At 41.3% G+C, this 25158-nt stretch carries 27 protein-coding genes; 22 read left to right on the top strand and 5 right to left on the bottom strand.

The genetic code is table 11. The features are described 5' to 3' along the window. Positions 1-6: 6 nt before the first annotated feature. Positions 7-771, bottom strand: coding sequence for an SDR family NAD(P)-dependent oxidoreductase (locus tag FKG96_RS19390; RefSeq protein WP_130855273.1), 765 nt, complete (start codon positions 769-771; stop codon positions 7-9). A gap of 599 nt (positions 772-1370) precedes the next feature. Between FKG96_RS19390 and FKG96_RS19385 the strand changes: the two genes are divergently transcribed. The 12 genes from FKG96_RS19385 to FKG96_RS19330 all read left to right on the top strand — a co-directional run bounded on the left by FKG96_RS19385 (position 1371) and on the right by FKG96_RS19330 (position 10223). Beyond that, positions 1371-2177 carry an SDR family oxidoreductase gene (locus FKG96_RS19385; protein WP_130855274.1) on the top strand — a complete coding sequence of 269 codons (807 nt, stop codon included), beginning with the start codon at positions 1371-1373 and terminating at the stop codon, positions 2175-2177. A 71-nt stretch (positions 2178-2248) separates the two neighbouring features. Then, positions 2249-3160, top strand: a complete 912-nt coding sequence (locus tag FKG96_RS19380) for an AraC family transcriptional regulator (RefSeq protein WP_246860306.1) — start codon at positions 2249-2251, stop codon at positions 3158-3160. 207 nt (positions 3161-3367) lie between these two features. Next, the gene (locus tag FKG96_RS19375) at positions 3368-4195 is read left to right on the top strand and encodes an alpha/beta fold hydrolase (protein WP_130855275.1); all 828 of its coding nucleotides are present in this window, start codon (positions 3368-3370) and stop codon (positions 4193-4195) included. 134 nt (positions 4196-4329) lie between these two features. After that, positions 4330-4908, top strand: a complete 579-nt coding sequence (locus FKG96_RS19370; protein WP_130855276.1) for a TetR/AcrR family transcriptional regulator — start codon at positions 4330-4332, stop codon at positions 4906-4908. 37 nt (positions 4909-4945) lie between these two features. Further along, the gene (locus tag FKG96_RS19365) at positions 4946-5572 is read left to right on the top strand and encodes a hypothetical protein (RefSeq protein ID WP_130855277.1); all 627 of its coding nucleotides are present in this window, start codon (positions 4946-4948) and stop codon (positions 5570-5572) included. Positions 5573-5620: 48 nt separating this feature from the next. After that, entirely contained in the window at positions 5621-6406 is a 786-nt protein-coding gene (locus FKG96_RS19360) for an SDR family oxidoreductase (RefSeq protein ID WP_130855278.1), read from the top strand. A 63-nt stretch (positions 6407-6469) separates the two neighbouring features. Further along, positions 6470-7255 carry an SDR family oxidoreductase gene (locus tag FKG96_RS19355; RefSeq protein WP_130855279.1) on the top strand — a complete coding sequence of 262 codons (786 nt, stop codon included), beginning with the start codon at positions 6470-6472 and terminating at the stop codon, positions 7253-7255. A gap of 114 nt (positions 7256-7369) precedes the next feature. Beyond that, complete coding sequence (locus FKG96_RS19350; protein ID WP_130855280.1) at positions 7370-8389, top strand: trans-acting enoyl reductase family protein; 1020 nt, start codon at positions 7370-7372, stop codon at positions 8387-8389. Next, positions 8390-8809: a nuclear transport factor 2 family protein gene (locus FKG96_RS19345; protein ID WP_130855281.1), complete on the top strand. Its 420-nt coding sequence runs from the start codon at positions 8390-8392 to the stop codon at positions 8807-8809. It begins immediately after the preceding gene. Positions 8810-8898: 89 nt separating this feature from the next. Next, positions 8899-9546: a DNA-3-methyladenine glycosylase I gene (locus FKG96_RS19340; RefSeq protein ID WP_242627145.1), complete on the top strand. Its 648-nt coding sequence runs from the start codon at positions 8899-8901 to the stop codon at positions 9544-9546. Further along, complete coding sequence (locus tag FKG96_RS19335) at positions 9546-9890, top strand: nuclear transport factor 2 family protein (protein WP_130855282.1); 345 nt, start codon at positions 9546-9548, stop codon at positions 9888-9890. Before FKG96_RS19340 ends, FKG96_RS19335 begins: the two co-directional genes overlap by 1 nt. 12 nt (positions 9891-9902) lie before the next feature. Next, positions 9903-10223: a MazG-like protein gene (locus tag FKG96_RS19330; RefSeq protein WP_130855283.1), complete on the top strand. Its 321-nt coding sequence runs from the start codon at positions 9903-9905 to the stop codon at positions 10221-10223. A 110-nt stretch (positions 10224-10333) separates the two neighbouring features. On the opposite strand, the gene FKG96_RS19325 is transcribed toward FKG96_RS19330, so the two are convergent. Continuing rightward, a complete protein-coding gene (locus tag FKG96_RS19325) occupies positions 10334-11272 on the bottom strand; it encodes an AraC family transcriptional regulator (RefSeq protein ID WP_130855284.1) in 939 nt (312 codons plus the stop codon). A gap of 144 nt (positions 11273-11416) precedes the next feature. Between FKG96_RS19325 and FKG96_RS19320 the strand changes: the two genes are divergently transcribed. From FKG96_RS19320 to FKG96_RS19295, 6 genes are all read left to right on the top strand, one after another. After that, the gene (locus tag FKG96_RS19320; RefSeq protein ID WP_130855285.1) at positions 11417-11821 is read left to right on the top strand and encodes a heme-binding protein; all 405 of its coding nucleotides are present in this window, start codon (positions 11417-11419) and stop codon (positions 11819-11821) included. 48 nt (positions 11822-11869) lie between these two features. Further along, positions 11870-12679, top strand: a complete 810-nt coding sequence (locus FKG96_RS19315; protein WP_130855286.1) for an SDR family oxidoreductase — start codon at positions 11870-11872, stop codon at positions 12677-12679. A gap of 70 nt (positions 12680-12749) precedes the next feature. Beyond that, positions 12750-13226, top strand: a complete 477-nt coding sequence (locus FKG96_RS19310; RefSeq protein ID WP_242627146.1) for a nuclear transport factor 2 family protein — start codon at positions 12750-12752, stop codon at positions 13224-13226. Positions 13227-13318: 92 nt separating this feature from the next. Beyond that, positions 13319-14068 (top strand): SDR family NAD(P)-dependent oxidoreductase, encoded by a 750-nt coding sequence (locus tag FKG96_RS19305; protein ID WP_149105859.1) that lies wholly within the window; start codon positions 13319-13321, stop codon positions 14066-14068. A gap of 54 nt (positions 14069-14122) precedes the next feature. After that, positions 14123-14701, top strand: coding sequence for a TetR/AcrR family transcriptional regulator (locus tag FKG96_RS19300; RefSeq protein ID WP_130855287.1), 579 nt, complete (start codon positions 14123-14125; stop codon positions 14699-14701). Positions 14702-14851: 150 nt separating this feature from the next. Beyond that, positions 14852-17236: an ABC transporter permease gene (locus FKG96_RS19295; protein ID WP_242627147.1), complete on the top strand. Its 2385-nt coding sequence runs from the start codon at positions 14852-14854 to the stop codon at positions 17234-17236. A gap of 33 nt (positions 17237-17269) precedes the next feature. Here the strand turns inward: FKG96_RS19295 and FKG96_RS19290 are convergent, their stop codons facing one another. Further along, the gene (locus tag FKG96_RS19290; protein ID WP_013667591.1) at positions 17270-17626 is read right to left on the bottom strand and encodes a DUF4260 domain-containing protein; all 357 of its coding nucleotides are present in this window, start codon (positions 17624-17626) and stop codon (positions 17270-17272) included. Between the two features lie 264 nt (positions 17627-17890). Between FKG96_RS19290 and FKG96_RS19285 the strand changes: the two genes are divergently transcribed. Together FKG96_RS19285 and FKG96_RS19280 are read left to right on the top strand one after the other, a co-directional pair. Then, complete coding sequence (locus tag FKG96_RS19285; RefSeq protein WP_130855288.1) at positions 17891-18334, top strand: VOC family protein; 444 nt, start codon at positions 17891-17893, stop codon at positions 18332-18334. 391 nt (positions 18335-18725) lie between these two features. Continuing rightward, a complete protein-coding gene (locus FKG96_RS19280) occupies positions 18726-21113 on the top strand; it encodes an ABC transporter permease (RefSeq protein WP_130855289.1) in 2388 nt (795 codons plus the stop codon). A gap of 32 nt (positions 21114-21145) precedes the next feature. Here FKG96_RS19280 and FKG96_RS19275 read toward each other — a convergent pair whose 3' ends face one another. Beyond that, positions 21146-23398: an excinuclease ABC subunit UvrA gene (locus FKG96_RS19275; RefSeq protein WP_130855290.1), complete on the bottom strand. Its 2253-nt coding sequence runs from the start codon at positions 23396-23398 to the stop codon at positions 21146-21148. 118 nt (positions 23399-23516) lie between these two features. Between FKG96_RS19275 and FKG96_RS19270 the strand changes: the two genes are divergently transcribed. Both FKG96_RS19270 and FKG96_RS19265 read left to right on the top strand, forming a co-directional pair. Continuing rightward, positions 23517-23873, top strand: coding sequence for a MarR family winged helix-turn-helix transcriptional regulator (locus tag FKG96_RS19270; RefSeq protein WP_242627148.1), 357 nt, complete (start codon positions 23517-23519; stop codon positions 23871-23873). A 90-nt stretch (positions 23874-23963) separates the two neighbouring features. Further along, entirely contained in the window at positions 23964-24482 is a 519-nt protein-coding gene (locus tag FKG96_RS19265; protein WP_130855292.1) for a hypothetical protein, read from the top strand. Positions 24483-24561: 79 nt separating this feature from the next. Here the strand turns inward: FKG96_RS19265 and FKG96_RS19260 are convergent, their stop codons facing one another. Then, a complete protein-coding gene (locus FKG96_RS19260) occupies positions 24562-25086 on the bottom strand; it encodes a hypothetical protein (RefSeq protein ID WP_130855293.1) in 525 nt (174 codons plus the stop codon). Between the last annotated feature and the right edge of the window lie 72 nt (positions 25087-25158).

The raw sequence follows: 25158 nt of genomic DNA, 5'->3' as shown, positions 1-25158 counted from the left end.
AAGAAATTAAAGATTCATTCCACCGGATATTTCAATACGTTGTGCATTGATCCAGTACGCTTCATCGGTACATAAAAAGGCAACCACAGCACCAATATCGGTGGGTAAACCAACGCGTCCTAATGCTGTATCGGCAGCCAGTGCTTTGTTAAGGGTTGAATTATCTCGCACTGCGCCGCCCATAATGTCGGTTTCAATGGCACCTGGCGCTACCACATTGGCACGAATTTTACGGGCGCCCAGTTCTTTTGCCTGATATTTGGTTAGTACCTCCAAACCGCCCTTCATTGCTGCGTAGGTTGCAAATCCAGGGGTTGTAAAGCGGGTAAGCCCACTGGAAATGTTAATAATGCCACCGCCATTGTTCATAATTTTTAAGGCATGTTGTGTAAGAAAGAATGGCGCCATTAAATGGATGTGTATCATGTCTTTAAACTCGCTGATGCTCGCGGTCTCAAAGGGTGCGGGTGCAATTTGTCCGGCGTTGTGTACGAGATAATCAATAGTCGAAGCCTGAAAATGGTTGTTTAATGCCGGCAGTAGTTTATCCGAAAAGAAGGGTTCGTAATTTTCATAGATGCTCACATCTAAAGGTAAGGCCAATGCTTTCTGTCCTATTTTTTCAATTTCAGATACCACACTGTCAGCAGCAGTTTGGTTAGATTGATAAGTTATCACTACATCTAATCCTTTTTTGGCGATATTGATGGCCATATCTCTTCCCAAGCCACGACTTCCGCCGGTAACCAATGCAATTTTATTTGTACTCATGATTTTAATTTTTTTCTTGATACAAATTTCAGGATGTAATGAATTTGATTTGTAGCCCAACCCCGACACTTTGTAGCCCAATCAGTATTGCAGGCGTTGGCCTGTATCAGCACGGAATCATTATAGCCAAAAATTTAAGAGGGGAGGGCGTTTGAAAAAAACTTGCTGAGATATATTAAGCAGTCCGAAGCCGCGATTTCCACGCGTAACCAATGCAATATTATTTGCATTCATGATACAATTTGCGATGATAGTGCAGATGTTTATGGATTGGTACGGCATAGGGCCTAAATCGCTAAAATGCCAAGACATAAACCATATTCAAAAGAAACAAACCTGTTGGTGGGACGGAAAATCGGGGGCCGCTGTTTTAATCCGTGACGTGAAGAGGAAATAGCACTGCCCAGAGTGTTGAAAGAAAATCCGATAGTAAATGAAGAGTCATGACCTTCCTTTTTAAAGAATGAATTTAACGGTCTATGCTCTTTTTTTGTTATCGCGGAGAAATACGTCATTTTGGCTTACAATATTTCAGTTTAGATTAATTTTAGGTTTATAGTAATGTCCACTTTTGCATAGTACAATTAAAGCAAATAAATATGCAAAAGGCAATTTTTATTACCGGAGCCTCATCCGGATTGGGAAAAGCGACAGCCAAATTATTTCAAGCTAAAGGCTGGCAAGTAATTGCCACCATGAGGAGCCCGGAGAAGGAAACCGAACTGGCCCAGCTTCCAAATGTAATCTTATTACCAATGGATGTTACGGATACCGCACAAATCCAAAAAACGGTAAGAGAAATTTTGAAATCCCATTCTGTTGATGTGGTCTTGAACAATGCAGGTTATGGCCTCATCGGTCCTTTAGAAGCGTTCAGCGATGAGCAGATCGATGCTCAGCTGCAGACCAATCTATTCGGTGTCATCCACGTTACAAAAGCATTCGTCCCTTATTTTCGGGAAAGGAAAAGCGGGACATTCATCAACATTACTTCTACATTTGGCCTGTTAGGCTATCCAACTTGCTCTGTTTACAATGCTAGCAAGTTTGCCGTAGATGGTTTTTCAGAGGGCCTCGCTTATGAGTTAGCTAATTTTGGCGTCAAGGTTAAAGTGGTAGCACCAGGTGGTATGCAAACCGATTTCGCAGGAAGGTCCTTGCAGGGAGGGATGCACAAGGCTTACAATCACTTGGTGGCCAAGGTAAGTGAGGGCTACAGCGAAGAACAGGTTGCCAATTACACAAAAGCAGCAGATGTGTCGCAGATTATTTATGACGCGGCCACGGATGAGAAAGATCAACTGAGGTATATAGCTGGTAATGATGCTATAACCTTGTATAAGGAACGCATTGAAGCCACACCCGAGGGACAGTTTAAGAAAATCCGTTCCCAGTTCATCTTTTAAATATTCATTTTGCTCCTGTCAAATCTTTATTGTCTCTCAGCAGGAATTAAATTTGATTAAGTTTGTATATCGTGAAAAAACATCCCGTCATATTCAATTCCATATCTCAGCTGCATAAAGCGATGGGACAAGCTGCACCATCCCATCCGCTCATCAGCATCATGAATTATGGGGAAGCACGTTTTGATCCTAAAGATTTTGAAGAGGGCATTATTCTGAACTTTTACAAAATATCATTCAAAACGAGTTTTTCGGGAAAGTTGAAATACGGTCAGGGATTCTATGATTTTGAAGAGGGGGGGATGTCTTTCATCGCGCCTGGTCAACTTTTAAAAATGCAGGACGAAGAGGCCGACTACAGTGGTATGACGCTGCATATTCATCCCGACTTTCTTAGGTCTTATCCACTAAATTCGGCCATCAAACAATATGGTTATTTTAGCTATTCCGCGGCAGAGGCTTTATATCTTTCTGAAAAAGAAAAGGCAACCATCCTCAGCATTTACAGATTTATTCAGGATGAGCTGAACGAGCGGATTGATAAATTTAGCCAGGATGTGATTATTTCACAAATTGAATTGCTGCTTAATTATGCCAATCGTTTTTATGATCGTCAATTTCTTACCCGAAAGGCGGTGAACAATGATCTTTTGGTAAGACTGGAACAACAATTGGAAGATTATTTTAAGGACGATAAGTTATTAACAGGGGGATTGCCTTCTGTTGCTACCCTTGCAGAAAACCTGCATGTTACGCGACGTTACCTGAGTGATTTGTTGCGAAACCTGATCGGTTTGAACGCACAACAGTTCATCCACGAAAAGGTGATTGAAAAAGCAAAGGAATATCTCGCAAAAAATGACCTAACGGTGGCCCAAATCGCTTATCACTTGGGCTTTGAACACCCGCAGTCTTTCAATAAATTGTTCAAAAGCAAAACATCTTTATCTCCTTCAGGCTATAAAAAAAGTTTACGGAATTAGACTAAAGGCCTTGGATGCCAGGCTTCCCGTAGAGTTATAGCACTACTTGGTGCGTATGGATACCTGACGAAGGTCTAACGGATAATAAGGCAAAAAACTTTCCTAAAATTAACTTAAGTAAAAATCTGATAAATTAAATCAGCGGAATTTTGTTCCGCAATAAAAAATATAGAAAAATGAATACAGTTTAAAAACAAGACAAGAAATGTGATCAGGCTTTTTTCAATATCAAGTTTGGTAGTGGTAGTAGGCATGATGATTTTGGCATCCTGCTCAAAGGACGATGATGCAGGTCAGCATGAACAGAAATCTCCCGTTGTATTGGTACACGGTGCATGGCAGACATCTTACGCATGGGAGCAGGTGCAAGCGAACTTGCTGTCCGACGGATTTCAAATGACAGTGATCAACCTCAAAGGAGATGGCGAAGATAATACACCGGTTAACGAACTTAGTTTCGCTGGATATATCGATCAGGTAAAAGCTGTCATTAATTCATTTAATGAACCGGTAATCTTGGTGGGGCATAGTTTAGGTGGTGCAATTATCACGCAAACGACATCTGAGATACCCGGTAAAATAGCCAAGCTGGTGTACGTTGCCGGCTTCATTCCGCAGACCGGAAAAAGTGTGCTGGATTATGCTTTAGATGCAGGCTCAATTTTGGGACCGGTATTGACGTTTAATGCAGATCAAACATTGGCAGGCTTAGTTAACCCGGAAGTAAATTTCCCAACTGTATTTATCCAGGACGGAACTGACGAGCAAAAGCAGTTTGTGCTAGACCATTACAGAGCCGAACCTGTTATTCCGCTAGCTACATCGCTAAACTACACTGCTGAAAGTTACACTGCTATTGAAAAAAAATACTATGTATTTACTATTGAAGACAATGCCATCAGCTATCCTTTTCAGCAACAAATGGCAACTGATGCGAGCATTACCAAAACTTTTACCATTAACACAGGACATAGCCCCTTTATTTCGAAACCGACCGAACTGACTGCTATCCTTAACACTATAGCAAAAGATTAATGCGAAGAGCACAAAAAAGAAAATAACGATAGGCCTACCGAAAAGGAATTCGCGGGTACCAGTCAAGAAAATGACCTTAAGCGGATAATTCTGGAACGTATGTTCTAAATATCTTATTATCTTTGCAATAATTTATGGCAAGAAGCGTAGAATTTGATGAACAATTGGCAATTTCCAGAGCAATGGATGTTTTCTGGAAAAAGGGTTATAATGGAACCACTATGCGCGATTTGACCGAAGCGATGGGTATCAGCAGCAGCAGTCTTTACAATACGATCGGCGATAAACATCAACTTTTTTTAAAATCCATTAAGTACTATACCGAGTCGAGAATGGCTGCCGCCAGAAAACAATTGCAGCCTATCAAGTCTCCTTTAAAAGCGATAGAAAAATTTATTCTTTCGTCTGTTTATGCCATTACAAATGAACCTAATAGTTGTTTGGCTATCAAAACAACTTTTGAAGTGGCTACTACTGATGAGCAGGTGCAGAAAATTATAAAGGCTGATAACGAATTTACCTATAATCTTTTGATAAATCTGGTTGAGAAAGCGATTGAAGCAAAGGAAATCAAGGTGAGCCAGGATGCGGAAATGCTGACAGACTACATCATCAACCATTTTTCTGGCTGGCATGAATCTTTCATTATTCACCGAGACAAAACACGGATCAAGAAAATGGCTGCCTTCTTGATAAGGCAAATAAATCAATAATTTTTTTACTTTTTTTTGGAACAAATGTTCTATAATTATGAATAAACTAAATATACATCAGGAGTATAAAACCTATTATACGGCAAGGGAGCAACCCGAAATTGTGGAGATAGATAGAGCAGCCTATATTTCTATTCTTGGAAAAGGAAGCCCAGGTACTGTTGTTTTCTATGAAAAGAAAAAAGCAATCGCGGCATTTGCAGCAGCACTGGAAGACAAGTATGTAAGGACAAGCAGTGCATTTACAAGTAATATTGTGGAAATATTTTACTGGTTTAATGAGGAAGAGGTTGGATACGTAGATATCGGCCATTTCTATACAACAGTTGATCTTGAATTACTATACTACCGAATTGCAATACGCATTCCGGATTTTATTACCGATAAGGAAATTAAAAAGGTTGCCAAAGAAAGACCTGATATTTCATTCGCGAATGACTTTCAATATTTCAGCTATACAGCAGGAACCTGCGTACAGCTTCTCCATATGGGGCCTTTTGCAGGAGAATTAGAGACACTACCTGTTTTGCAACAATTTGCGGCGGACAATGGTTTTAGAAAATCAGGTATGCACCAGGAGATCCATTTAACAAATTTTGAAGTAGGGCAAAGTCAGACACATCTGCAAACCATCCTGCGTGATTGTGTAACAAAGCAAAACTAATTTTTTTAATCATATCTGGAACAAATGTTTCAGTAATAATAATTATTTATGGAAAAATCAACGAAAGAATTATCGGGTAAAATTGCCTTAGTAACGGGTGGTACTAAAGGTATCGGAAAAGCCATCGTAGATGAACTTGCTCAACTTGGTGCTACCGTGATTATTACAGCAAGAAGCAAACCTGATGGAAACCTCAGACACGCATTTATAGCAGCAGACCTTACTAAGCCCGAAGACAATGAGCAGTTGGCGAAAGAAATTATAGCAGAATACCGCGGACTGGATATTTTAATTAATAATGTAGGTGGTACCTCTGCGCCGGCAGGTGGCTTTAGCGTTTTGTCTGATGCCGACTGGGAAAATGACCTGCAATTGAATTTATTGGCAGCAATTAAGTTAGACAAAGCACTTGTTCCATTAATGATTGAACGTAACACCGGTGTGGTTATCCATATTTCCTCCCTCAATGGTAAGTTACCGCTTTATGCTTCTAATTTTTCTTACGGTGTTACCAAAGCAGCTCTTAATAATTATAGCAAGGCATTAGCTAATGAAGTTGCCCCCAAAGGTGTCCGGGTGATAACCGTTTCACCTGGTATGGTAAAAACCACGGCCATGGAAACTTTTCTGAATAGCTATGGTACCTCCATTGGAAAAAATTTGGACGAAACTGCGCAGTTGGTAATGAACAGTTTGGGCGGTGTACCCATGAACAGACTGGCCCAACCCGAAGAAATAGCACATCTGGTGGGCTTTCTGGTTTCGCCAAAAGCCTCTTACATCACTGGAACCAACTATGTGATTGATGGCGGAACTATTCCTACTACTTTTTAGGTCTCTAGTTTAAAAAAAAGTAAAAAATAAAACGAAACAGATGTTTCAATACAACAATCAATAATGGAAAAATTTGCAAAAGAACTAACCGGGAAATTAGCGTTAGTAACGGGTGGTACTAAAGGTATCGGAAGAGCAATTGCCGACAGATTGCTTGAAGCGGGTGCCACGGTGGTAGTGACTGCCAGAAATCATCCAGGCGACGAAAATTTGAAGTCTTATTTTATCCCAACAGATTTGACTATTCCTAGTGAAACCGATAAAGTAGTGCGGGAAATCAACAAAAAATTTGGAACCATCGATATTTTGGTCAATAACATGGGTGGATCTACCAGTCCGTCGGGAGGATTTGCTGCTCTTACTGATGAACATTGGGAAAATGATCTGCAATTAAATTTGCAATCTTCTATTCGGATTGACAGGGCAATTTTACCCCAAATGGTAGAACAGAAAGGGGGTGTTATTATCCATATTTCATCACTAAGTGGTATTTTACCCTTATATGAATCGCTTGGAGCGTATGCCGTTGCAAAAGCTGCCTTAAATAACTATAGCAAAAGCCTGTCAAAAGAATTTACCCCTAGGGGCATACGCGTTGCTGCGGTTTCTCCGGGGATGGTAAAAACCGACACAATGGGTGCTTATTTACAATCATTATCTGATACCTCAGGACGCAGTGTTGAAGAAGTTACACAGGATTTGATGACCTCTCTAGGTGGTGTACCGATGGGCAGAATGGCCCTTCCTGAAGAAATAGCAGAGCTGGTTGGGTTTCTTGTATCCCCGAGAGCCTCCTATATTACTGGTGTAAACTATATTATTGACGGAGGAGCAAATCCGTCATTTTAAGATAACTGATGGGTTCACCTGGGCTGCGAAAAATATTGCCTCGGTTGCGCTTCCACCAAAAAACAAATAGATCATAAATAACATCTAATGTTGAAATTAAGGTTTTAAATAGAAATGAACAATAAACGCAAATTGCTGATTTACGGAGCCACGGGATATACTGGTAAAATTATTACTGCCAGAGCAAAAGCACTAAACTTAGATTTTGAGATAGCTGGAAGATCGGAAGATAAGATCAAAGCGATGGCACGGGAGTTAAATATACCCTACCATATTTTTACGGTAGACGACTCTAAAGCTTGGGAAAGGGCATTGACGGACAAACAAGTACTCATAAATGCGGCTGGCCCTTTTCTACTTACAGCGGAGCTAGCTATGAATGCCTGCCTTGACGCTGGCGTCCATTATCTTGATATAAGTGCAGAACTAGACACCTACCGACTGGCAGAATCTTTGGATGATAAAGCAAGGGTAGCAGGCATTCAGTTGATATCGGGTGCAGGGCTATTTGTCAGTTATGATGCATTGGTGGTGCACCTGTCAAAGTTAGTGGTCAAACCCGAATATTTGAAGGTAGGGTTCCGTCATTATGGTGGATTCTCCAGAGGCTCGGTTTTAAGTAGTAAGAACATTGCCGATTTGGGCATATTAATCCGTAAAAATGGAGAAATCCTTAATAACCCACACCCAAGGTCTAAAGTGTTTTCATTCGGGGAAGAAGCGGTGGAATGTATGCCAACGCCATTGGGGGGAATTATTTTGAGCTATAAAGCTACGGGTATTCCCAATATCGAAGAATTTTTCTCTTTGAAACTGCCGGCCACAGAGCTGTCTGATTTAACAAACGAAAATCTGCCGGACGGGCCAACAAAGGAGGAACGTGCGGCGGGGCGAAATGGGATAGCAGCCGAGATTACGGGCAAAGACGGTACCGTTGTAAAAGCGTATGTAGATGCACCATCGGGCTATGACCTTACTCCGCTTTCGGTAGTAGCGGTGGCACACCGCATCTTAAATAATGATTTTAAGATCGGTTATCAATCGCCCGGATCTGCTTACGGAGAAGAGATCATAAAAGATATTCCTGATACCCATCTAATTGATATTAGGCAACCAACACAAACATTTCTATAAATGAAAAATCAAAAAATGAGTAGCGAACAACAAATTTTGAATTTAATCGCCCAATATACACACTACGTGGATCAGGCTAAATTTGATAAAGTGGGTGAACTCTTTGCCAACGGGAAAATAATTACCCCCGGCGGCACCATGGAAGGAAAAGATGACGTTTCAAAGCATTTGGAGAAGAACCTTCAGGTATATGCTGATGGTACACCGAGAACGGCACATGTGACCACCAATAGTCTTTTAGATATTCTGGAAGATAACGACGAGGCGATAGCAGTTTCATACCTCACTATTTTTCAGCAGGATGCAGATCGTGATTTTTCATTGCAACCGATAGCTATCGGACGTTATCACGACCTATTCAAAAGAATGGATGGGAAATGGTATTTCTTGATTCGTGAGCTTATTATTACATTGGCGTGAGATCTTTCCCATCACGCTAAACCAAACACGATAGATCTAAGCACGATCGAAAACAATGGAAAATAAAAACTTGCCTGTGAACTTTAACAATGAAGATTCGTCAAAACGACAACAGATCGCTCCGTTTTGGCGAACCTTATATTGATAATTTGTTTCATTTTTGTACATCAATTAAAAGTATAAATAAAATGAGTTATTGCGATTATATACCCATGATGAAAGAGCCTAGCCGTAGCCTTCATCAAAACTATCATGACAACTATTATGGTTTTCCTATTCATGATGATAATGAGCTTTTCGGACGCCTGATTATGGAAATCAATCAGGCGGGACTGAGTTGGGAAACCATTTTGAAAAAAGAAGAAGGCTTCCGAAAAGCATACAACGATTTTAATATTGAAACGATTGCCAACTACACAGAAGCAGATCGGGAAAGGCTGTTGGCAGATGCCGGTATCATCCGCAGCAAACTGAAGGTAAATGCAGCCATCGAAAATGCCAAAACTATTTTAGCCTTGCAAAAAGAATATGGCAGTTTTGAAAAATGGCTGGAACATCATCATCCGAAAACCAAAGAGGAGTGGGTAAAGTTGTTTAAGAAAACCTTCCGTTTTACTGGTGGCGAAATCGTAAATGAGTTTTTGATGAGCATCGGCTATCTACCGGGGGCACACGCTGAAACCTGTTCTGTCCATAAAACAATTCTAAAAACCAAACCCATGTGGTTAAAAAAATAATGAATATCAAGATACAAACTTTGATCGATCAATGGATTGCTGCCAGCAACGCATTCGACATAGAAAAATACCTTGAATTTTATTTGCCCGAAGCGATCTTAGATGATCCATCAGTAGGCAAGACGTTCAATGGTCATGAGGGCATTAAAGAGTATTTCTACCATTACTTTATCGGCTACAACACGCATACCAAACAAGTAGGGCTAAGGATAACCGACGAAGAAAATGCCCATCTGGAAGTTGAATTTACAGGCGATTTCCCCGAAGGTAAAATTGGGGGAACGTTTGATTTCAATTTCAAGAATGGCAAAATAGCTTTAGCTAAAGCGGATTTGATTCACTAAAATAATATAACAATGAATAAAGAAGATTTTGACGAGATCATTCGTCGCTCTATGAAAATTAGACAGGAATACCACGAACTGGAACTGCAACATCACGGCAGCAAATGGACGGTGGAAGAAGATGCCTTGGCGTATCTTACCGATGCAGGATTAGTAGGGCGTAATATCATGTCTGAGCAGCAACGCTGGCCGAAAGCAGGTTCAAAAGATGAATTAGAACATAAGCTAGGTGAAAATATCTGGTGGCTTATTGTTTTGGCTGAAAGATCTGGTATCGATATCAAAGATGCAATTAATAACTTTTTAACGAAAACAGATGCTGCATTGGGGTAAATATTTGTAAATAAGTCTTTCGTGCATGTTTATAAAAATTACTCAATGTACTGAGTAATTTTTAGCAGTACATTGAGTAATTCCAAAATTAACCGATATATAAAGCAATATCATTGCGACACACCTCTCCTAAATGCGTTGGGGGTACATCCCGTGTTCCTTTTGAAGAAAAAATTAAAATTAGGTTGATCAGAAAAACCCACCGCGTAGCTAATTTGATCCAAGGTCCAGGTAGTTTGTATTAAAAGCGCTTTGCATTCATCCAAAAGTCTTCCCTTAATATGCGTACTTACATTCTGCCCGGTTCGTTTTTTAAGAATCCGGTTTAAATAATTGGGATGCAGATTGAGGGAGAACGCAAATTCCTGTGCAGTTCGGAGCCGGATAGGGTTTTCATAGTTGATTTGAGAGACTTCTTCTTCCAGTAAACCAAAAAAGCGATGAATATGGTCGTACTCTTCATCTGTTCGTTGCGGAACAAGGTAATTGGATTTTCGGGCACTTTCAATCATCAGTAGTTGTATATAGGCCTGAATAGCATCATATCCCAATTCATTACCTTGCTCTTGATACATGCTTTCCCAAAGACGGTTAAAGCCGGGAAGGTCTCTGTCTTCTATCCGGATGACTGATTTTGACTTGTCTTTAAATAAGTTCAGTCGCTCTAATGTTGCTTTCAACATGGGGTGGTGATTGATAAAATCCCTTTTGAAAAGCAGGTAATATCCGGCCGATTCTCCTGAAGTCTTCTGCCATGAGATAATGTCATTGGGATGAATAAAAAGTAGAGTCGGCGTATCGATTAAATACTTGTTGAGCCCTAAGGTGAAAACTCCTTTTCCGCCGGCGATCATCAGAATTTTATAGAAGTCTCGTCGATTAGCGGAGAGGTAATTACGGCAGTCTTCAATCTCACGATTGAACACTTTGATGGGGGGACGGTCGTGGGCTTCCCGGTATATAGGTGTAAGTTCCGGGAAATCACGAAGCCGATCTATTGCTTTGTGGTCCATGCTCATTTTCATAGACGTGGTTAGTTTTCGTTCCATAAAGTTATCAAAAATCTTAAAATTTTTGGTCAGGTTTGATTTTCATAAAATCCGGCTTTTTTTTCCTATAAGAATCCTTCCCTATCCGCTGCAACTTTGTCTTAACAAAACGAAATAAAAACATAACAACTAAAAAGCAATAGTATGGAAATCAATCTCAATGAATCAAGACAGGTTGTGCAGCAAGCTAGGGCAAAGGCTATACAACTCAATGTAAATGTAAATATTGCGATACTGGATACGGCCGGACATCTTAAGACTTTTGAAAGGATGGATGACGCCTTCTTAGGATCCATGGACATCGCCATCAAGAAAGCGAAAACGGCCAGCCTTTTTAGAACCAGTAGCGAAAACGTTGGCGAATACCTAAAACCTGAAGCAGGAACCTACGGCATGGTAAACACCAACAATGGTCTGGTGGGATTTGCCGGCGGACTTCCAATTCTGAAGGATAAACGTATCATCGGCTACATCGGTGTATCAGGCGGTGCCGTTTCGGAAGACTTACAGATTGCAACCGCGGGAGCGGAAATTTTTAACCAAAATTAATTAGAACACTAATAAACATTTCATTACCAATTTTAAAACGATAAAAAAATGGAAACTAAAACAATTTTAATTACAGGAGCAGGTTCAGGATTCGGAAAAGGAGCTGCATTAGGAATGGCTAAAAACGGACACAACATCATTGCAACGGTACACGTATCATCACAAGTAACCCCGCTTCGCGAAGAAGTTGCTGCCTTAGGTTTGTCTGATAAAATCCGCGTGGAACGCTTGGACCTTACCGATCAGTATGATATCAAACAAGCCTTAAAATGGGACTTTGATATTCTTTGGAACAATGCCGGAATGGGGGAGGCGGGGCCCGTTTGGGAGATTCCGGTAGACCTGGTACGGAAAAACTTTGAAGTGAATGTTTTTCTCCCGCTGATTCTTACGCAAGGGGTGGTGCAGCGATGGGTGCGAGACGGCAAAAAAGGAAAAGTGGTATTCACCTCGTCGATGGGAGGTTTGTTTACACCTGCTAACTGGGGCACCTATGTTTCTACCAAACACGCGCTGGAATCTTTGGCAGAAGCCTTGCAGCAAGAGCTTGCAGGGTATGGTATCAAGGTACAGACCATTAACCCGGGTGCTTATTATACGGGATATAACGAAACCATGGCTGATAATCCGTTCCGTTGGTTGGATGATGAAGTCAACTTTACGAAAAGAGCAGACCTTCGCAAAGGTTTTGATGATTTCTTTGCTACACCGGAAGGAAAAATGGATCCGAAAGAAATGATAGATCGCATGATTGAAATCGTGCCGGCTGATGAAGGGAAATTCAGAAATGTAGTTCCTAAAGTGATTGAAGATATGCTCAAAGATCATCAATTGAAAGCTTGGGAGAATCGCATTTGATTTTAAAGGAAAATAAGCCTTAACCAACGTTGAGGCTTGTTTCGATCAACTAACTAAAAGTATAATCCTAATGAAACTATTATTAATTTCTCTTTTTATGATTTCATTTTCGATAGCGTCAGCTCAAAATTACAGCGAAGCGGAATTGGCCAATAAAGAAATTATTACAAACGCTTTTCACGACTGGCAGGAGGGGACGGGTAATTTTTTCGATTTATTGACGGACGATTTGCATTGGGAAATAACGGGGTCTACACCTTACTCAAGGGTCTATAACTCCAAAAAGGAATTTTTGGATCAGGTGATTATTCCGCTCAACAAAAAATTGAAGGTAAAAATCAAACCAACGGTACGTAATATTTTTGTTGACGGTGATATGGTAATTGCGCTTTGGGATGGCGAAGCTACGGCGCTGGACGGAAAACCTTATCGTAGCTCGTATTCATGGTATATGAAGGTGAAAGATGGCAAAATAACCGAAGTAGTTGCTTTTCTTGACGGGATTGAATTTAGTGATATCATGGAGCGGATACCTGTTGAAGAATAAAAACCTCAATTGTCATGACTTCTTCATATAACACCTAATTAGACCAATTAGTCTAATTAGGTGTTATCTTTGTGGACCAAATGGTTCAATATATGAAAAAATTAGAAAATAAGGTTGCGCTGGTTACAGGCGCTTCAAAAGGGATCGGCGCCGCTATTGCCAAAAAGTTGGCAACAGAAGGTGCTGCGGTGGTGGTTAACTATGGTGCTGCGCAAGCGGATGCAGAAAAAGTAGTTGCCGAAATTGTAAGCAATGGAGGTAAAGCGATTGCCATTCAAGCGGATGTATCCAAGGCCGCGGATGTGGATCGTCTCTTTGCGGAAGCGCTTAGCCGGTACGGCAGCTTGGATGTGTTGGTAAACAATGCAGGGATCTATGAGTGGGCTCCCATTGAAGCGTTTACAGAAGAAAGTTTTCACCGTCAGTTTAATATCAATGTATTGGGACTAATTTTAGCATCGAAAATTGCCGTGAATAGTTTTGGAGAAAAAGGAGGGAGCATCATCAATATTGGTTCGGTCGTATCGAGCGCTACACCTGCCGGCAGTGCCGTGTATACGGCGACTAAAAGTGCCGTTGATGGAATTACTCGTGTGTTGTCAAAAGAATTGGGCCCTCGAAATATCCGCGTAAACTCGATCAATCCAGGGGTGGTGGCTACGGAAGGTTCACGCGCTGCCGGTTTTGTGGGAAGCGAATTTGCAGAGGCCATGGCGAATGAGACACCGCTGCGTCGTATTGGTGAGCCTGATGACATTGCGGCCGTGGCGGCGTTTTTGGCATCTGACGATTCAAAATGGTTAACCGGAGAGCTTATCCTGGCGAGTGGTGGCTTGCGGTAATGTTTTTTCTATTAAAATCAATAGCTTTGCCTCTGTTGGGTAAGGCTATTTTTTATGAGAACAAAAGACTTTGATGAGAACGAGATATTAAAGAAAGCGATTTCTATTTTTTGGGAGAAAGGTTATCATGCGACTTCCCTGTATGATTTAATAGAAGGCCTCGGCATCGGGCGGTCAAGTATTTACCATGCCTTCGGCGACAAACATAAGCTGTTTGTAAAAGCGCTTGAGCGATATCAGGAGGAAGCCACCGCACGTATTGAAGCCGCCCTGAACGATGCATCCTCCGTTAAAGAGGGAATTAAGGCACTCTTGCGTATCGGTGTTGTGGATAGGCTAGACAGTGCATGCCCTAAAGGATGTTTTAAGGTGAATACGGAGGTAGAGCTTGCTACCCATGATGAATTGATCAGGAAGGTGCTGCGCGAGGATGAACGGCTAATTGAAGAGGCACTGATCAAAGCGATTAAAAAAGGACAGGCTGACAGGCAGATCAACGCTTCCAAAGATCCAAAGGTACTTGCGCATTTTTTATGTAACACCATCACGGGGTTGCGCGTGTATTCCAAAGTTCGGAGCGATCGTTCATTTTTCGAAGGCGTCATCGAAACGGCCTTGTCGGTGTTGGATTAACCATGTATATCTGTTCGCAAGCGTACACCTAGGTGTTCGTAATCGCACATTGATTAGCGGGGAAAGGGGCCGCTGGATGTCTTTTATCAACAAATAAGTAATTTGGCAGCTTTATTGAAGGTGATGGTTACACCCGATAATCTGCATACGATGTTAAAAAATTATCTCAAGGTAGCTTGGCGAAATCTGGTTAGAAACAAGGTACATGCCATGATCAATATTTTTGGTCTGGCATTCGGTATGACCATTAGTATCTTGATTGCTTTATGGATTTGGGATGAGGTGTCATTTAACAAGCGCTTCAAAGATAATGAGCGTATTGTCAAGGTATTACACCATTCTTCCGACGGCCTTCATATCAATACCTTTAATACGATATCCATTCCGACAGCCGAAGAACTCAAAGATAAGTTTGCGCAGGATTTTGAGGGAATCGCCTTGTATCGTAATGGGCGAGCAACGCTGACAAAAGAGAATGGGGAGGAGAAAGCCATTAGCCAGGGTTTTTATGCTGAACCTGCATTCCCTGCTATTTTATCTCTGAACTTAACAAGGGGATCTCTTGGTGATTTCACCGACCCATCCACCATCTTAATCAGTGAACGCCTTGCGGCGGTTCTTTTTAACCAAGAGGATCCAATAAATCAGACTATTAAAATAAACAATGAATCGTCTGCAAAAGTTATTGGTGTTTACCGGAACTTTGCACCCAATACCGATTTTAATAAACGGGACTTTATTCTTCCCTGGAGTCATTTGCTTGCGACGAGACCATGGGTTAAAAGGGCTTATAACCAATGGAATAATAATTCCTTTTATATTCTAGCTAAAATAGCGAAGCGTGCTGATTTAAAAAAGGTAACTAATAAAGTAAAGAACCTGCTGCTGGGTAAGCCTAATCGGGATGATCATCCCGAGATTATCCTTCAACCTGCTTCTGAATGGCATCTGTACAATGAGTTCAAAAATGGCAAAAATGTGGGCGGTAATATCCAGTTTGTGTGGATGTTTGGATTAATCGGCGTTTTTGTATGTCTATTGGCCTGTATTAATTTCATGAACCTCAGTACTGCGCGATCTCAGAAGCGGGCAACCGAGGTGGGGATTCGAAAGACAGTTGGATCTTCGAAAGCGTATTTGATTATTCAGTTTTTAAGCGAATCTGTACTGATTGCATTTTTTTCGGCTCTTGTAGCCATCGTATTGGTTTGGCTAGCCTTGCCTTGGTTCAATAACCTAGCTAATAAGGAGATTGTTTTTCCATTGCAGGCTCCGCTATTTTGGTTGGCCATTTTTCTGTTTGCACTGTTGGCCGGGCTGTTATCCGGAAGTTATCCGGCGCTATACCTGTCTTCATTTAAACCGGTGGGGGTGTTAAAAGGCGTGATGAAGGTGGGACGCTTTGCGGAGATATCGAGGCGCTCGCTAGTTGTTTTTCAGTTTACGGTTTCGCTTTCGCTGATTATCGGAACGGTAATCATTTATCAGCAGATAAACTATGTCAAAAACCGACCGTTGGGTTATAATCAAGACGGCTTGATCAGTGTGGAAATAAATACACCGGATTTAAGGTTGCCAGGTGTTTATAATGTTTTGCGGAACGAGCTGCTGAATTCGGGGTATGTAGAGAACATGGCTGCGGCCTCTAATACTGCCACCGGCATCAATAACCATTTTGATGGCTTTGATTGGCCGGGGAAACAGCCTCATATCAATCAAAGTTTTGGCGTCTCTTACGTGACGCATGATTTTGGAAATACGGTAGCATGGGAATTTAAGGAGGGACGGGGTTTTTCAAGGGATTTTCCGACCGATAGCAATGCGGTTATTCTGAACGAAGCTGCGGTGCGGTATATGGCTTTACAGCATCCGGTGGGAGAGACGATAAAATTCGAGGATGTGCCCTATAAGGTAATTGGTGTGATTAAGAATGTGTTAATGGAATCGCCTTTTGAGGAAGTATACCCCAACGTATTTATGCTGAGTTACAATAACCTGGAAGCGATAACGATTAAGATCAAACCTAACGTAAGCACTGCGAAGGCGCTCAAAGCAATTGAGGTCGTACTAAAAAAATATGATCCGGCATCGCCATTTGCCTATAGTTTTGTGGATACAGACTATGCAGATAAGTTTTCCTTTGAGCAGAAAATAGGGAGCCTGGCTTCTTTATTTGCCGGCTTTGCTATTTTTATCAGTTGCTTGGGCATTTTCGGTTTAGCAGCGTTCATGGCCGAACAACGGACCAAGGAGATTGGCGTACGGAAGGTGCTGGGAGCGACGGTGTTCAATCTCTGGATTTTACTATCAACGAACTTTTTGCTGTTGGTCGTCATTTCCTTTTGTTTGGCGATTCCTATTTCGTGGTATATGATGGAAAATTGGTTGGCCGATTATGATTATCGTACGAATATTTCCATATGGGTCTTTGTTTTAACTGCGGTTGGGGCGGTGGTTCTTACCCTGGCTACCGTGAGTTTTCAAACGATAAAGGCAGCCTTGGCAAATCCGGTAAAATCGCTGAGGAGTGAATAGATTTTGTTTGCAGCGCTATATGGCGTGTCAGTTTCAGTTTTTCTTTCCGATCCAGCCTAAGTGAGTATGTTTAAAATCGTCATTAAACTTTAATCCATAGCCAAGCGCCCGATCCATGGCCGAATGTCCAAATAAAATGATGCCGGATAAGCCGAGCATCTGACTATCCAACCAATATGCCAAAATTAAAACGACAATGGCTAGTAATTTATGATGAAAAAAGTTATAAAGTGCGGCACCTACCCGTGGGTTGATCACATAACCAAGCATAGAAAGGTCCGGTAAGAGCAAACAGGCAGGGAAAACCCACCAGCTATAGTCCAGTTGGCTGAATAGGAGTATGGAAAGTAAAAGCTGTCCTAGTTCTTCCAGTTTTAATAGCGTATTCATCAAGGTTTTTATCTTGTTTAGGAACTACCCAATGTGTCGAGTAAACTTACTTAATACTGTGCATAAATCAAAACTGTCGAAAGCTCAATTTTTCCATTAAAACTTGTTTAAGCTACTAATCCGTTGTCTATTGATTTTTGTCTTTTACCTTTTATTTCTAACTTTACAATGGTTGTAATCTTCTTTTGCGACCGCCTACACAAGGTGTCTTGATTTTCGTAGTCAATGAAATCTTGTTTAGAAATGAATTACATGTTTTGAATAATGATTAGAGGACTTTACGAGACGCATATACAGGTGCGTGATCTAGAAATGGCAACCAAGTTTTATACAGAAGTATTGGGACTTAAGTTTGCACATCGTGATGAAACAAGGCCAATCGTTTTTCTATGGATTGGCCAAGATAAGGAATATATGTTGGGGCTTTGGGAAACCAAAGAAAACTTTCAGCCACGGCATTTTGCATTTAGGAGTACGAAGGAAGATATCTTAAACCGGGCACAACAGTTTTTAACAGACAGAAGGCTTCAGCCTTACAATTTTCTTAACGATGGAAGTGTGCAACCTATGGTGTTTGCTTGGATGCCGGCTTTGGCGATCTATTTCAATGATCCGGATGGCAATCAGCTGGAATTTATTTCAATTTTAGATGGTGATGGAAAACCTGAATTGGGGGTAATCTCGTATAAGGATTGGTTAAACCAATAAGACCTCCTTAAGCATCTCTAAAGACCGGAAAGTAAGCCACCGAAGAATCACTTATGATGCTTTCTGTTTTTTCTTATTTAATAACAAGTGTATGTTGGTGTTAGATAAGAAATTTAATTTACTACGACGATATCTTGCATCTAAAAAAGAAAATAAGTAAATTTGAATATAGGTTTAGGTTTTAAACCCCTCCTTACCGCCCGGTACAACATGGAGGGGTTTTATTTTTTCAGCATTTTCATAGCGCTACTTAAACAAACTGTACATTACCGCACAGTAGTTGTTCGTATCCGAACATGATTTAAATGCCTAAATAGGGTTTTGTGAGCTACAGGAAGGCAATTTGGCTTTTGGCTTTGTAATTGTGCGTTTCTGTAGTAATCCGTTCATTATGCTTATTAACTACTTAAAATCTGCCTGGCGTACACTGTGGAAAGATAGGTATTATGCCCTTATCAATGTCTTTGGCTTAGCGGTATCGACCGCCGTATTTCTATTGTTAATTCATTTTGTCCGCTTTGAATATAGCTATGAGAACTTTATTAAAAAAGCAGATGATTTGTACCGCGTAACGTTGGACAATTATAACGGATCTGAATATGTGGATACCGATTGTGAAACTTTCCCGCCCTTAGGGCCATTTTTAAAACGGGAAATGCCGGAGGTGCTGGATTTTGCCCGGTTACAAATGTTGGAGGATAATAATGAGATTCAGTATAAGCATCGAGCTTTCCGGATTGAGCATATTTATGCGGCGGATCCTTCTACTTTTTCTTTATTTGAAGTGCCTTTCGTTAAAGGAGATGCCGACAGTTTTCATCGACCCTATCAATTAGTCTTATCTGAAACGGAAGCAAAGCGAATTTTTGGATCGGAAGATCCCATTGGAAAAACTGTTAAGCAAGAAAATACGCTATATACGGTTACCGGTGTTTTTCAGGACTCACCGGCAAACACACACCTTAAGCTGGATGTATTGGTTTCTTTCTCTTCATTGAATGCATTAGGCTGGTCAATCGATGATAATTGGGGAGGAAATAACAATTATCTATATATACAATTGCCGCCAAAAATAGATGTCAACGCCTTTAATGCAAAACTACATGCGCTGACGAAGAGCAAGTTAAATGAAAGGGTCAGAAACGTTTTTAATGCGGAACCGATTAAATCAATCCACTTGCATTCGCATAAATTCTTCGAACCGGAGGTGAATGGCGATGTTAAAGCGGTTAATTTTCTGGCCGTTATTGCGCTGTTGATCTTGTTGGTGGGATCGGTGAATTATGTGAACCTTACCACGGCAAGAGCGTCTGATCGGGTGAAAGAGATTGGTATGCGTAAATTGTTGGGCTCTTCCAAAGGACTGCTCATTCGCCAACTGCTCTTAGAAACGTTGATTATTAATGTGGCAGCTATAGGTTTTGCGATGTTGTTGATCGTTACAGTCTTACCTTTTTATAGACAGCTGATTGGGCGGGATAATCCGGTTGACCTGCCGGGTACTGGATTCTTTTGGTTGAGCATCGCCTCTTTACTTTTGTTTAATTGCGTTATTTCGGGACTGTATCCGGCTTTTCAATTGGCGGCTACTAAACCGATTAAGGTGGTAGGCCGAGTCTTTACGACCGATAAAGAGGGTAGTTTCTTTCGTAAAGCGCTTATTGTGGGGCAGTTTGTAGCTGCCATGGTGGTGCTATCAGCCACCTTAATCGTTTTTCAACAATTGAAATTTTTAAAAAACCAGGATATCGGTTTAAACCCCTCGGAACTATTGGTAATCCGTGGGCCAAAAACTGGTGCTGATTCGCTACGTAGCCAAAAAGGTCTGGCCTTTAAGAATAGCTTGCTCGCCTTGCCCGAAGTGGAGAAGGTCGCACTTTCCGATGCGGTGCCTACAGCGCTGTATGATGTTAGCACTTCTGTGGGAATCACACGTTACGGTGCTACCGACAAAAATCGATATAACTACAATCTCTATGGCATAGACGAAGACTTTGTTCCTACCAATGATATCAAATTATCAGCAGGTAAGAACTTTGAAAAAGGGTCACTAAATGAAAATAAACTCATTATTAACGAAACCGCGGCAAAATTGTTGGGCTTTGAAAGTCCGGCAGCCGCGGTAGGTGGACTGATCGATTTATGGGGAGCCAAAAGAACGGTTATAGGTGTAATACGTGATTTTCATCAGCATTCTTTAAAGGAAGCCGTGCCACCAATGATCCATTGGTATAGCACAAGAAGTGATTTCTTTACCGTAAAGCTACAGACCGACCATGTTGCGAGCAGTTTGCTGACGATTGAGAAAGAATGGAAAGCTGTCTACCCTGAATATGCCCTGAATTATCATTTTATGGACGAACTATTGGATCAGCAGTATCAATCTGACCGTCGATTTGGCGAGGTAGTGGGTGTTTTCTCCGTATTGGTGCTTCTGATTACCTGTTTGGGTGTTCTGGGTTTAACTACCTATACTATTCATAAACGTACCAAAGAGATCGGTATTCGAAAAGTGCTGGGCGCTTCGATACCTGATATCGTAAGCTTATTGTCGTTTGAATTTGTAAGATTGATTGCACTGGCTTTGGTAGTGGCAATTCCCATAACCTGGTATGCCATGAACAACTGGCTGCAAAATTATGCGCTGCATATCCAGATCCCTTGGTGGGTGTTTGGGCTGGTCGGTTTATTTGCAGTAGGTATCACAATATTAACCTTAAGCTATCAGACGGTTAAAGCCGCTTGGATGAATCCGGTTGAGTCCTTAAAAAAGGAATAAATATACTGATAGGTCCTGATAAACCCCGAAGGCTATGTCTTTAAATACTGATTTAAGTAGCTTGCAGTAACACTGGTTTTGTTTTTTAATAGCTGTTCTACGGTTCCTTCAAATACAATTTCACCGCCGTATTTTCCGGCCCCGGGCCCAATATCAATAATCCAATCTGCTCTGGCAATGATGTCGAGGTTATGTTCAATTACAATAAGCGTATTGTTTTGATCAACCAGCTGGTTCAGAAAAATCAATAATTTTTCGGTGTCGCTAGGATGGAGGCCTGTGCTCGGCTCATCCAAAATAAGGATATTGCCGGAACCACTCAGCTCTTTTGTTAATTTCAGGCGTTGTCTTTCTCCACCTGAAAAAGTATCTAACCGTTGACCAAGCGTTAAGTATTCCAATCCCAACTGAATTAACAAGTTAAAAGCTTTTGAAAACAGGGGTTCAGGAAAAAGGGAAATTGCATCGGTGATGGTCAGCTTCATCACATCGGCAATGCTCAACTTGCGGTAAGTATATTGCAAAACTTCGGGGTCATATCCCGAACCGCCACATACCTCGCATGGTTGTTCGATGTCGTCTATAAATGCAAGATCAATCTTTTCTACTCCCAAGCCTTTGCAGTTTTTGCAGGCCCCTTCGCTGTTTCTGCTAAATAGTTTTTCTGATACCTGATTGGCGTCAGCAAAGAGCTTTCTAAGGGCATCAGATAAATGAAGGTAGGTTAATACATTGGATCGGACATTGCTTACGAAGGCCGATTGATCAATGATGGTGGCTTGGGGATAAAAATCCGGTAGTACACCATGAATTAAGGTGCTTTTTCCGGAGCCGGCTACACCGGCGACAACGGTAAAGACACCTTCGGGAATGCGCACGGAAACGTTTTTTAAATTATTTTTGGTGGCATTTTTGATTTCCAGATATCCCTTAGCCTTGCGTGGATTTTTATTGAACGAAGGACGCTGTGCGAAATAGCGGCCCGTTTTTCCATCCGATTGCTTGAGACCTGCAAAGCCGCCCTGGTAGATGATTTCGCCGCCATTGCTGCCCGATCCCGGCCCCATGTCTACTACTTGATCGGCTATTTTAATGAGATCCGGATCGTGTTCTACGATCAGCACGGTATTTCCTTTGTCTTTTATCTGATGGATGATCGAAGCGATATGTTGAACGTCCTTTGGATGCAAACCAATACTGGGTTCATCAAAAATATAAAGTAAATCGACCAAACTACTGCCAAGGTATTTCACCATTTTAATCCGCTGCGACTCGCCACCGGATAATGTGTCTGTTCGCCGGTCCAGCGTTAAGTATTGCAAACCAATATCGCAGATGTTTTGGAGCTTTTTGGTTATTTCCTGAAGAATGACGGCATAGGCTTCGGATTGTAGGTTATTAATGAAATGCAATAACTCATCGATAGCTAATGCGGTGCAATCTGCTATATTTTTTCCGCCTATTTTACAAGAGAGTACCTTCTTATTTAATCGTTGTCCTTTACAGGAAGGGCAAGTTTGTATACTTATTATCTGCTTTAAGGCCTGTTTACGTGTATGATATTCCTTGGCATCTTTTCGTAAAAAAGCTTGTTCAATTCGCGGGATTACGCCCTCATACTTTACCGTCTTGCCCCAGTTTTTATCGGGGTGCGGAGGTTTATGCTCCGAAGCATAAAGTAACCTATTCCACTCGTCTTCGGTATAGTCCTTCAGTTTTTTATCGTTGTCAAAATAACCGGCATATACATAGCGGGTCCAACGCCAGCCACCAGGCTGGAAGGTTGGAAATAAAATAGCGCCTTCGTTTAACGACTTCTCCTTATCGATGAGTGCGGATACGTTGACGGTCTGAACAAAGCCTAATCCCTCACATTGTGGGCACATGCCCTGGGGGTTATTAAAAGAAAAGACATTAGAATACCCTACAAAAGGCTGGCCCATCCGCGAAAACAGAAGCCGTAAAGGAGCATATACATCGGTTGCTGTGCCGACCGTAGAACGTGCATTGCCCCCTAATCTTTTTTGATTGATAATGACCGGAACATTGAGATTTTCAATCCGATCTACATCGGCAACGCCATAGTGCTGTAAGCGATTTCGGATAAAACTACTCTGCGTTTCATTGATCTGCCGTTGTGCCTCTGCACCAATGGTTTCAAACACCAAGGATGATTTGCCGGAGCCTGAGACACCCGTAAAAACGGTGATACTTTTTTTTGGAATCTCGAGTGAAATATTTTTAAGGTTATTTTGCCGTGCATGGATGATTTTGATAGAAGACATGTTTTTTTATTAACTTTGTTAATAGTTAACTAAGTTAACCTTTTTTTGTTTTATGACAAACGCGCAGAAACGGTTTTTTGAAGTTTTTACGGATCTTCAGTGTTATATATTAGCTAATATGAACAAAGGTGATTTTAATGGAGTCACCGCAACGCACTATAACTTAGTGGAGTATATATACCGCAAAGGGAAGACAACGGGAAAGAAATTGACGATGGATTTCGGGATCAGTGCACCGGCCATATCCCGACAGGTTAAGTTTTTACTGGAAAATGATTTGCTATCTCAGGAGCAAAGCGATGAAGATCGGCGGGTTTTTTATCTCAAAGCAACCGACAAAGGGAAGTTGTTAATAGATGCTTCAGAAAGCTTCCGTGAGCACGTTACCAAACAAGCAAGCGTTATATTGTCGAAAAAAGAGTTGGAAGATTTAGCGTATTTATTGAATAAAGTATTGACTAAAATTAAATTGTGAACACCGACAATATAATTGACTGTGCAAACAAAAATAAAGGCAATATTCCATATGTTGTTAAAAATCAATTTATGAAATGATGAAGCGTTTATGAAGACGAAAATTATTGTTGCGATAGGTGGCATGCTGGTACTTGCTTCCTGCAAACCAACGGAAGCTATTGACCTAAGGAACACGATTAGCGCCAATGACGAATACCTAAAAGATATCATACTAAGTGAGCGAAGCCCGGAAGAGGCGAAATTGAATTGCTTGGTAAACGACGATTTTAAGGGCGCCTTATCAGCGATTGATAAACAGGAAGCGCAATTTGATTCCTTGATACAAAGAACTTCTGCTATTTCTGTTAGGAACGTGAAGGAAGGGGAGGCCTTAAAACGAGCGGCGGTTGATTATTATCAAGCGTTGAAGTTGCTACATATGGCCGATCGGGAAGAGGTTATGCAACAAGTAATAACGCATGGCGTGGATACCACAAAAATTAGGCTAGCGCAAGATAAAATCTTGGAATTGTTGGAGCGAAAAGGAAAGTTATTTCAGCAGGTATACGATAAAGATGAAAAAATGCGTAAGGCACTCGATCATTTTAATAAAGAAAATGGCTTATAAAGATACCCCTTGGCGCAGTAGGTCATGGGGTATCTTATTTTACAGCGTTTTACGCTAATAATCACTACATTAAAGCACATTAATCATCCCAGTAGTCTTCTTCATAGTCATCGTAAAAGTCCTCGGGGTGCCTGCTTATCGGAACATCCTTCACAACCATTATATTGGCGCGGCCAAGGTCGACATTGATCATGAAGGAAGGTATTTCTGCTGAAAAACGCCAATTCCCGCCGTTTAAATAAACATAGCCACCGCGATAGGGATCATAAAAGGTATGATAATCGCGAAAATATACATGGCGACTTGCGTCGTAGTGATGTGCCAATGCCCAGCTAGGTAGCCCATGCTTGCGGCGTTCTTTTAAGTATTCTTTACGACGTTTAGCCGACTCACGATAGTACTCTTTTTCTCTCTTTCTTTCTTCACGCGCATATTCTGCCCGCTTTTTGTCGCGCTCACGATAATATTCATATCTTTTTTTATCTGCTTCTTTACGTCGCTCCCAATACTTATCGTCCTTTTCGTGACGTTGCGCATGTACTTGGCTTTGTCCCACAATTACCACCGTGAAGGCGGCAACTGCTAATAATATTGCTCTTTTCATGTTTGCTCAATTTAATGAAAGCGTCAAAGCGAAAAATCGTTCCAGCTTAATGGCGCTTTTAGTTTTGACTTT

Source organism: Olivibacter sp. LS-1, from assembly GCF_008245145.1.
Lineage (GTDB): Bacteria > Bacteroidota > Bacteroidia > Sphingobacteriales > Sphingobacteriaceae > Olivibacter > Olivibacter oleidegradans.
The sequence above is the reverse complement of the archived record's forward strand: the minus strand, read 5'-3'. Positions and strand labels throughout refer to the sequence as shown.

What these genes read in the sequence shown, in the direction of transcription:
- FKG96_RS19265 (WP_130855292.1), top strand. Translation starts at nt 23,964, where the DNA reads ATGAAGACGAAAATTATTGTTGCGATAGGTGGCATGCTGGTACTTGCT.
- FKG96_RS19330 (WP_130855283.1), top strand. Translation starts at nt 9,903, where the DNA reads ATGAATAAAGAAGATTTTGACGAGATCATTCGTCGCTCTATGAAAATT.
- FKG96_RS19390 (WP_130855273.1), bottom strand. Translation starts at nt 771, where the DNA reads ATGAGTACAAATAAAATTGCATTGGTTACCGGCGGAAGTCGTGGCTTG.
- FKG96_RS19260 (WP_130855293.1), bottom strand. Translation starts at nt 25,086, where the DNA reads ATGAAAAGAGCAATATTATTAGCAGTTGCCGCCTTCACGGTGGTAATT.
- FKG96_RS19385 (WP_130855274.1), top strand. Translation starts at nt 1,371, where the DNA reads ATGCAAAAGGCAATTTTTATTACCGGAGCCTCATCCGGATTGGGAAAA.
- FKG96_RS19285 (WP_130855288.1), top strand. Translation starts at nt 17,891, where the DNA reads ATGATTAGAGGACTTTACGAGACGCATATACAGGTGCGTGATCTAGAA.
- FKG96_RS19360 (WP_130855278.1), top strand. Translation starts at nt 5,621, where the DNA reads ATGGAAAAATCAACGAAAGAATTATCGGGTAAAATTGCCTTAGTAACG.
- FKG96_RS19280 (WP_130855289.1), top strand. Translation starts at nt 18,726, where the DNA reads ATGCTTATTAACTACTTAAAATCTGCCTGGCGTACACTGTGGAAAGAT.
- FKG96_RS19295 (WP_242627147.1), top strand. Translation starts at nt 14,852, where the DNA reads ATGTTAAAAAATTATCTCAAGGTAGCTTGGCGAAATCTGGTTAGAAAC.
- FKG96_RS19270 (WP_242627148.1), top strand. Translation starts at nt 23,517, where the DNA reads ATGAACAAAGGTGATTTTAATGGAGTCACCGCAACGCACTATAACTTA.
- FKG96_RS19365 (WP_130855277.1), top strand. Translation starts at nt 4,946, where the DNA reads ATGAATAAACTAAATATACATCAGGAGTATAAAACCTATTATACGGCA.
- FKG96_RS19290 (WP_013667591.1), bottom strand. Translation starts at nt 17,626, where the DNA reads ATGAATACGCTATTAAAACTGGAAGAACTAGGACAGCTTTTACTTTCC.
- FKG96_RS19310 (WP_242627146.1), top strand. Translation starts at nt 12,750, where the DNA reads ATGAAACTATTATTAATTTCTCTTTTTATGATTTCATTTTCGATAGCG.
- FKG96_RS19325 (WP_130855284.1), bottom strand. Translation starts at nt 11,272, where the DNA reads ATGGAACGAAAACTAACCACGTCTATGAAAATGAGCATGGACCACAAA.
- FKG96_RS19315 (WP_130855286.1), top strand. Translation starts at nt 11,870, where the DNA reads ATGGAAACTAAAACAATTTTAATTACAGGAGCAGGTTCAGGATTCGGA.
- FKG96_RS19345 (WP_130855281.1), top strand. Translation starts at nt 8,390, where the DNA reads ATGAAAAATCAAAAAATGAGTAGCGAACAACAAATTTTGAATTTAATC.
- FKG96_RS19305 (WP_149105859.1), top strand. Translation starts at nt 13,319, where the DNA reads ATGAAAAAATTAGAAAATAAGGTTGCGCTGGTTACAGGCGCTTCAAAA.
- FKG96_RS19335 (WP_130855282.1), top strand. Translation starts at nt 9,546, where the DNA reads ATGAATATCAAGATACAAACTTTGATCGATCAATGGATTGCTGCCAGC.
- FKG96_RS19275 (WP_130855290.1), bottom strand. Translation starts at nt 23,398, where the DNA reads ATGTCTTCTATCAAAATCATCCATGCACGGCAAAATAACCTTAAAAAT.
- FKG96_RS19340 (WP_242627145.1), top strand. Translation starts at nt 8,899, where the DNA reads ATGAAGATTCGTCAAAACGACAACAGATCGCTCCGTTTTGGCGAACCT.
- FKG96_RS19300 (WP_130855287.1), top strand. Translation starts at nt 14,123, where the DNA reads ATGAGAACAAAAGACTTTGATGAGAACGAGATATTAAAGAAAGCGATT.
- FKG96_RS19370 (WP_130855276.1), top strand. Translation starts at nt 4,330, where the DNA reads ATGGCAAGAAGCGTAGAATTTGATGAACAATTGGCAATTTCCAGAGCA.
- FKG96_RS19355 (WP_130855279.1), top strand. Translation starts at nt 6,470, where the DNA reads ATGGAAAAATTTGCAAAAGAACTAACCGGGAAATTAGCGTTAGTAACG.
- FKG96_RS19320 (WP_130855285.1), top strand. Translation starts at nt 11,417, where the DNA reads ATGGAAATCAATCTCAATGAATCAAGACAGGTTGTGCAGCAAGCTAGG.
- FKG96_RS19350 (WP_130855280.1), top strand. Translation starts at nt 7,370, where the DNA reads ATGAACAATAAACGCAAATTGCTGATTTACGGAGCCACGGGATATACT.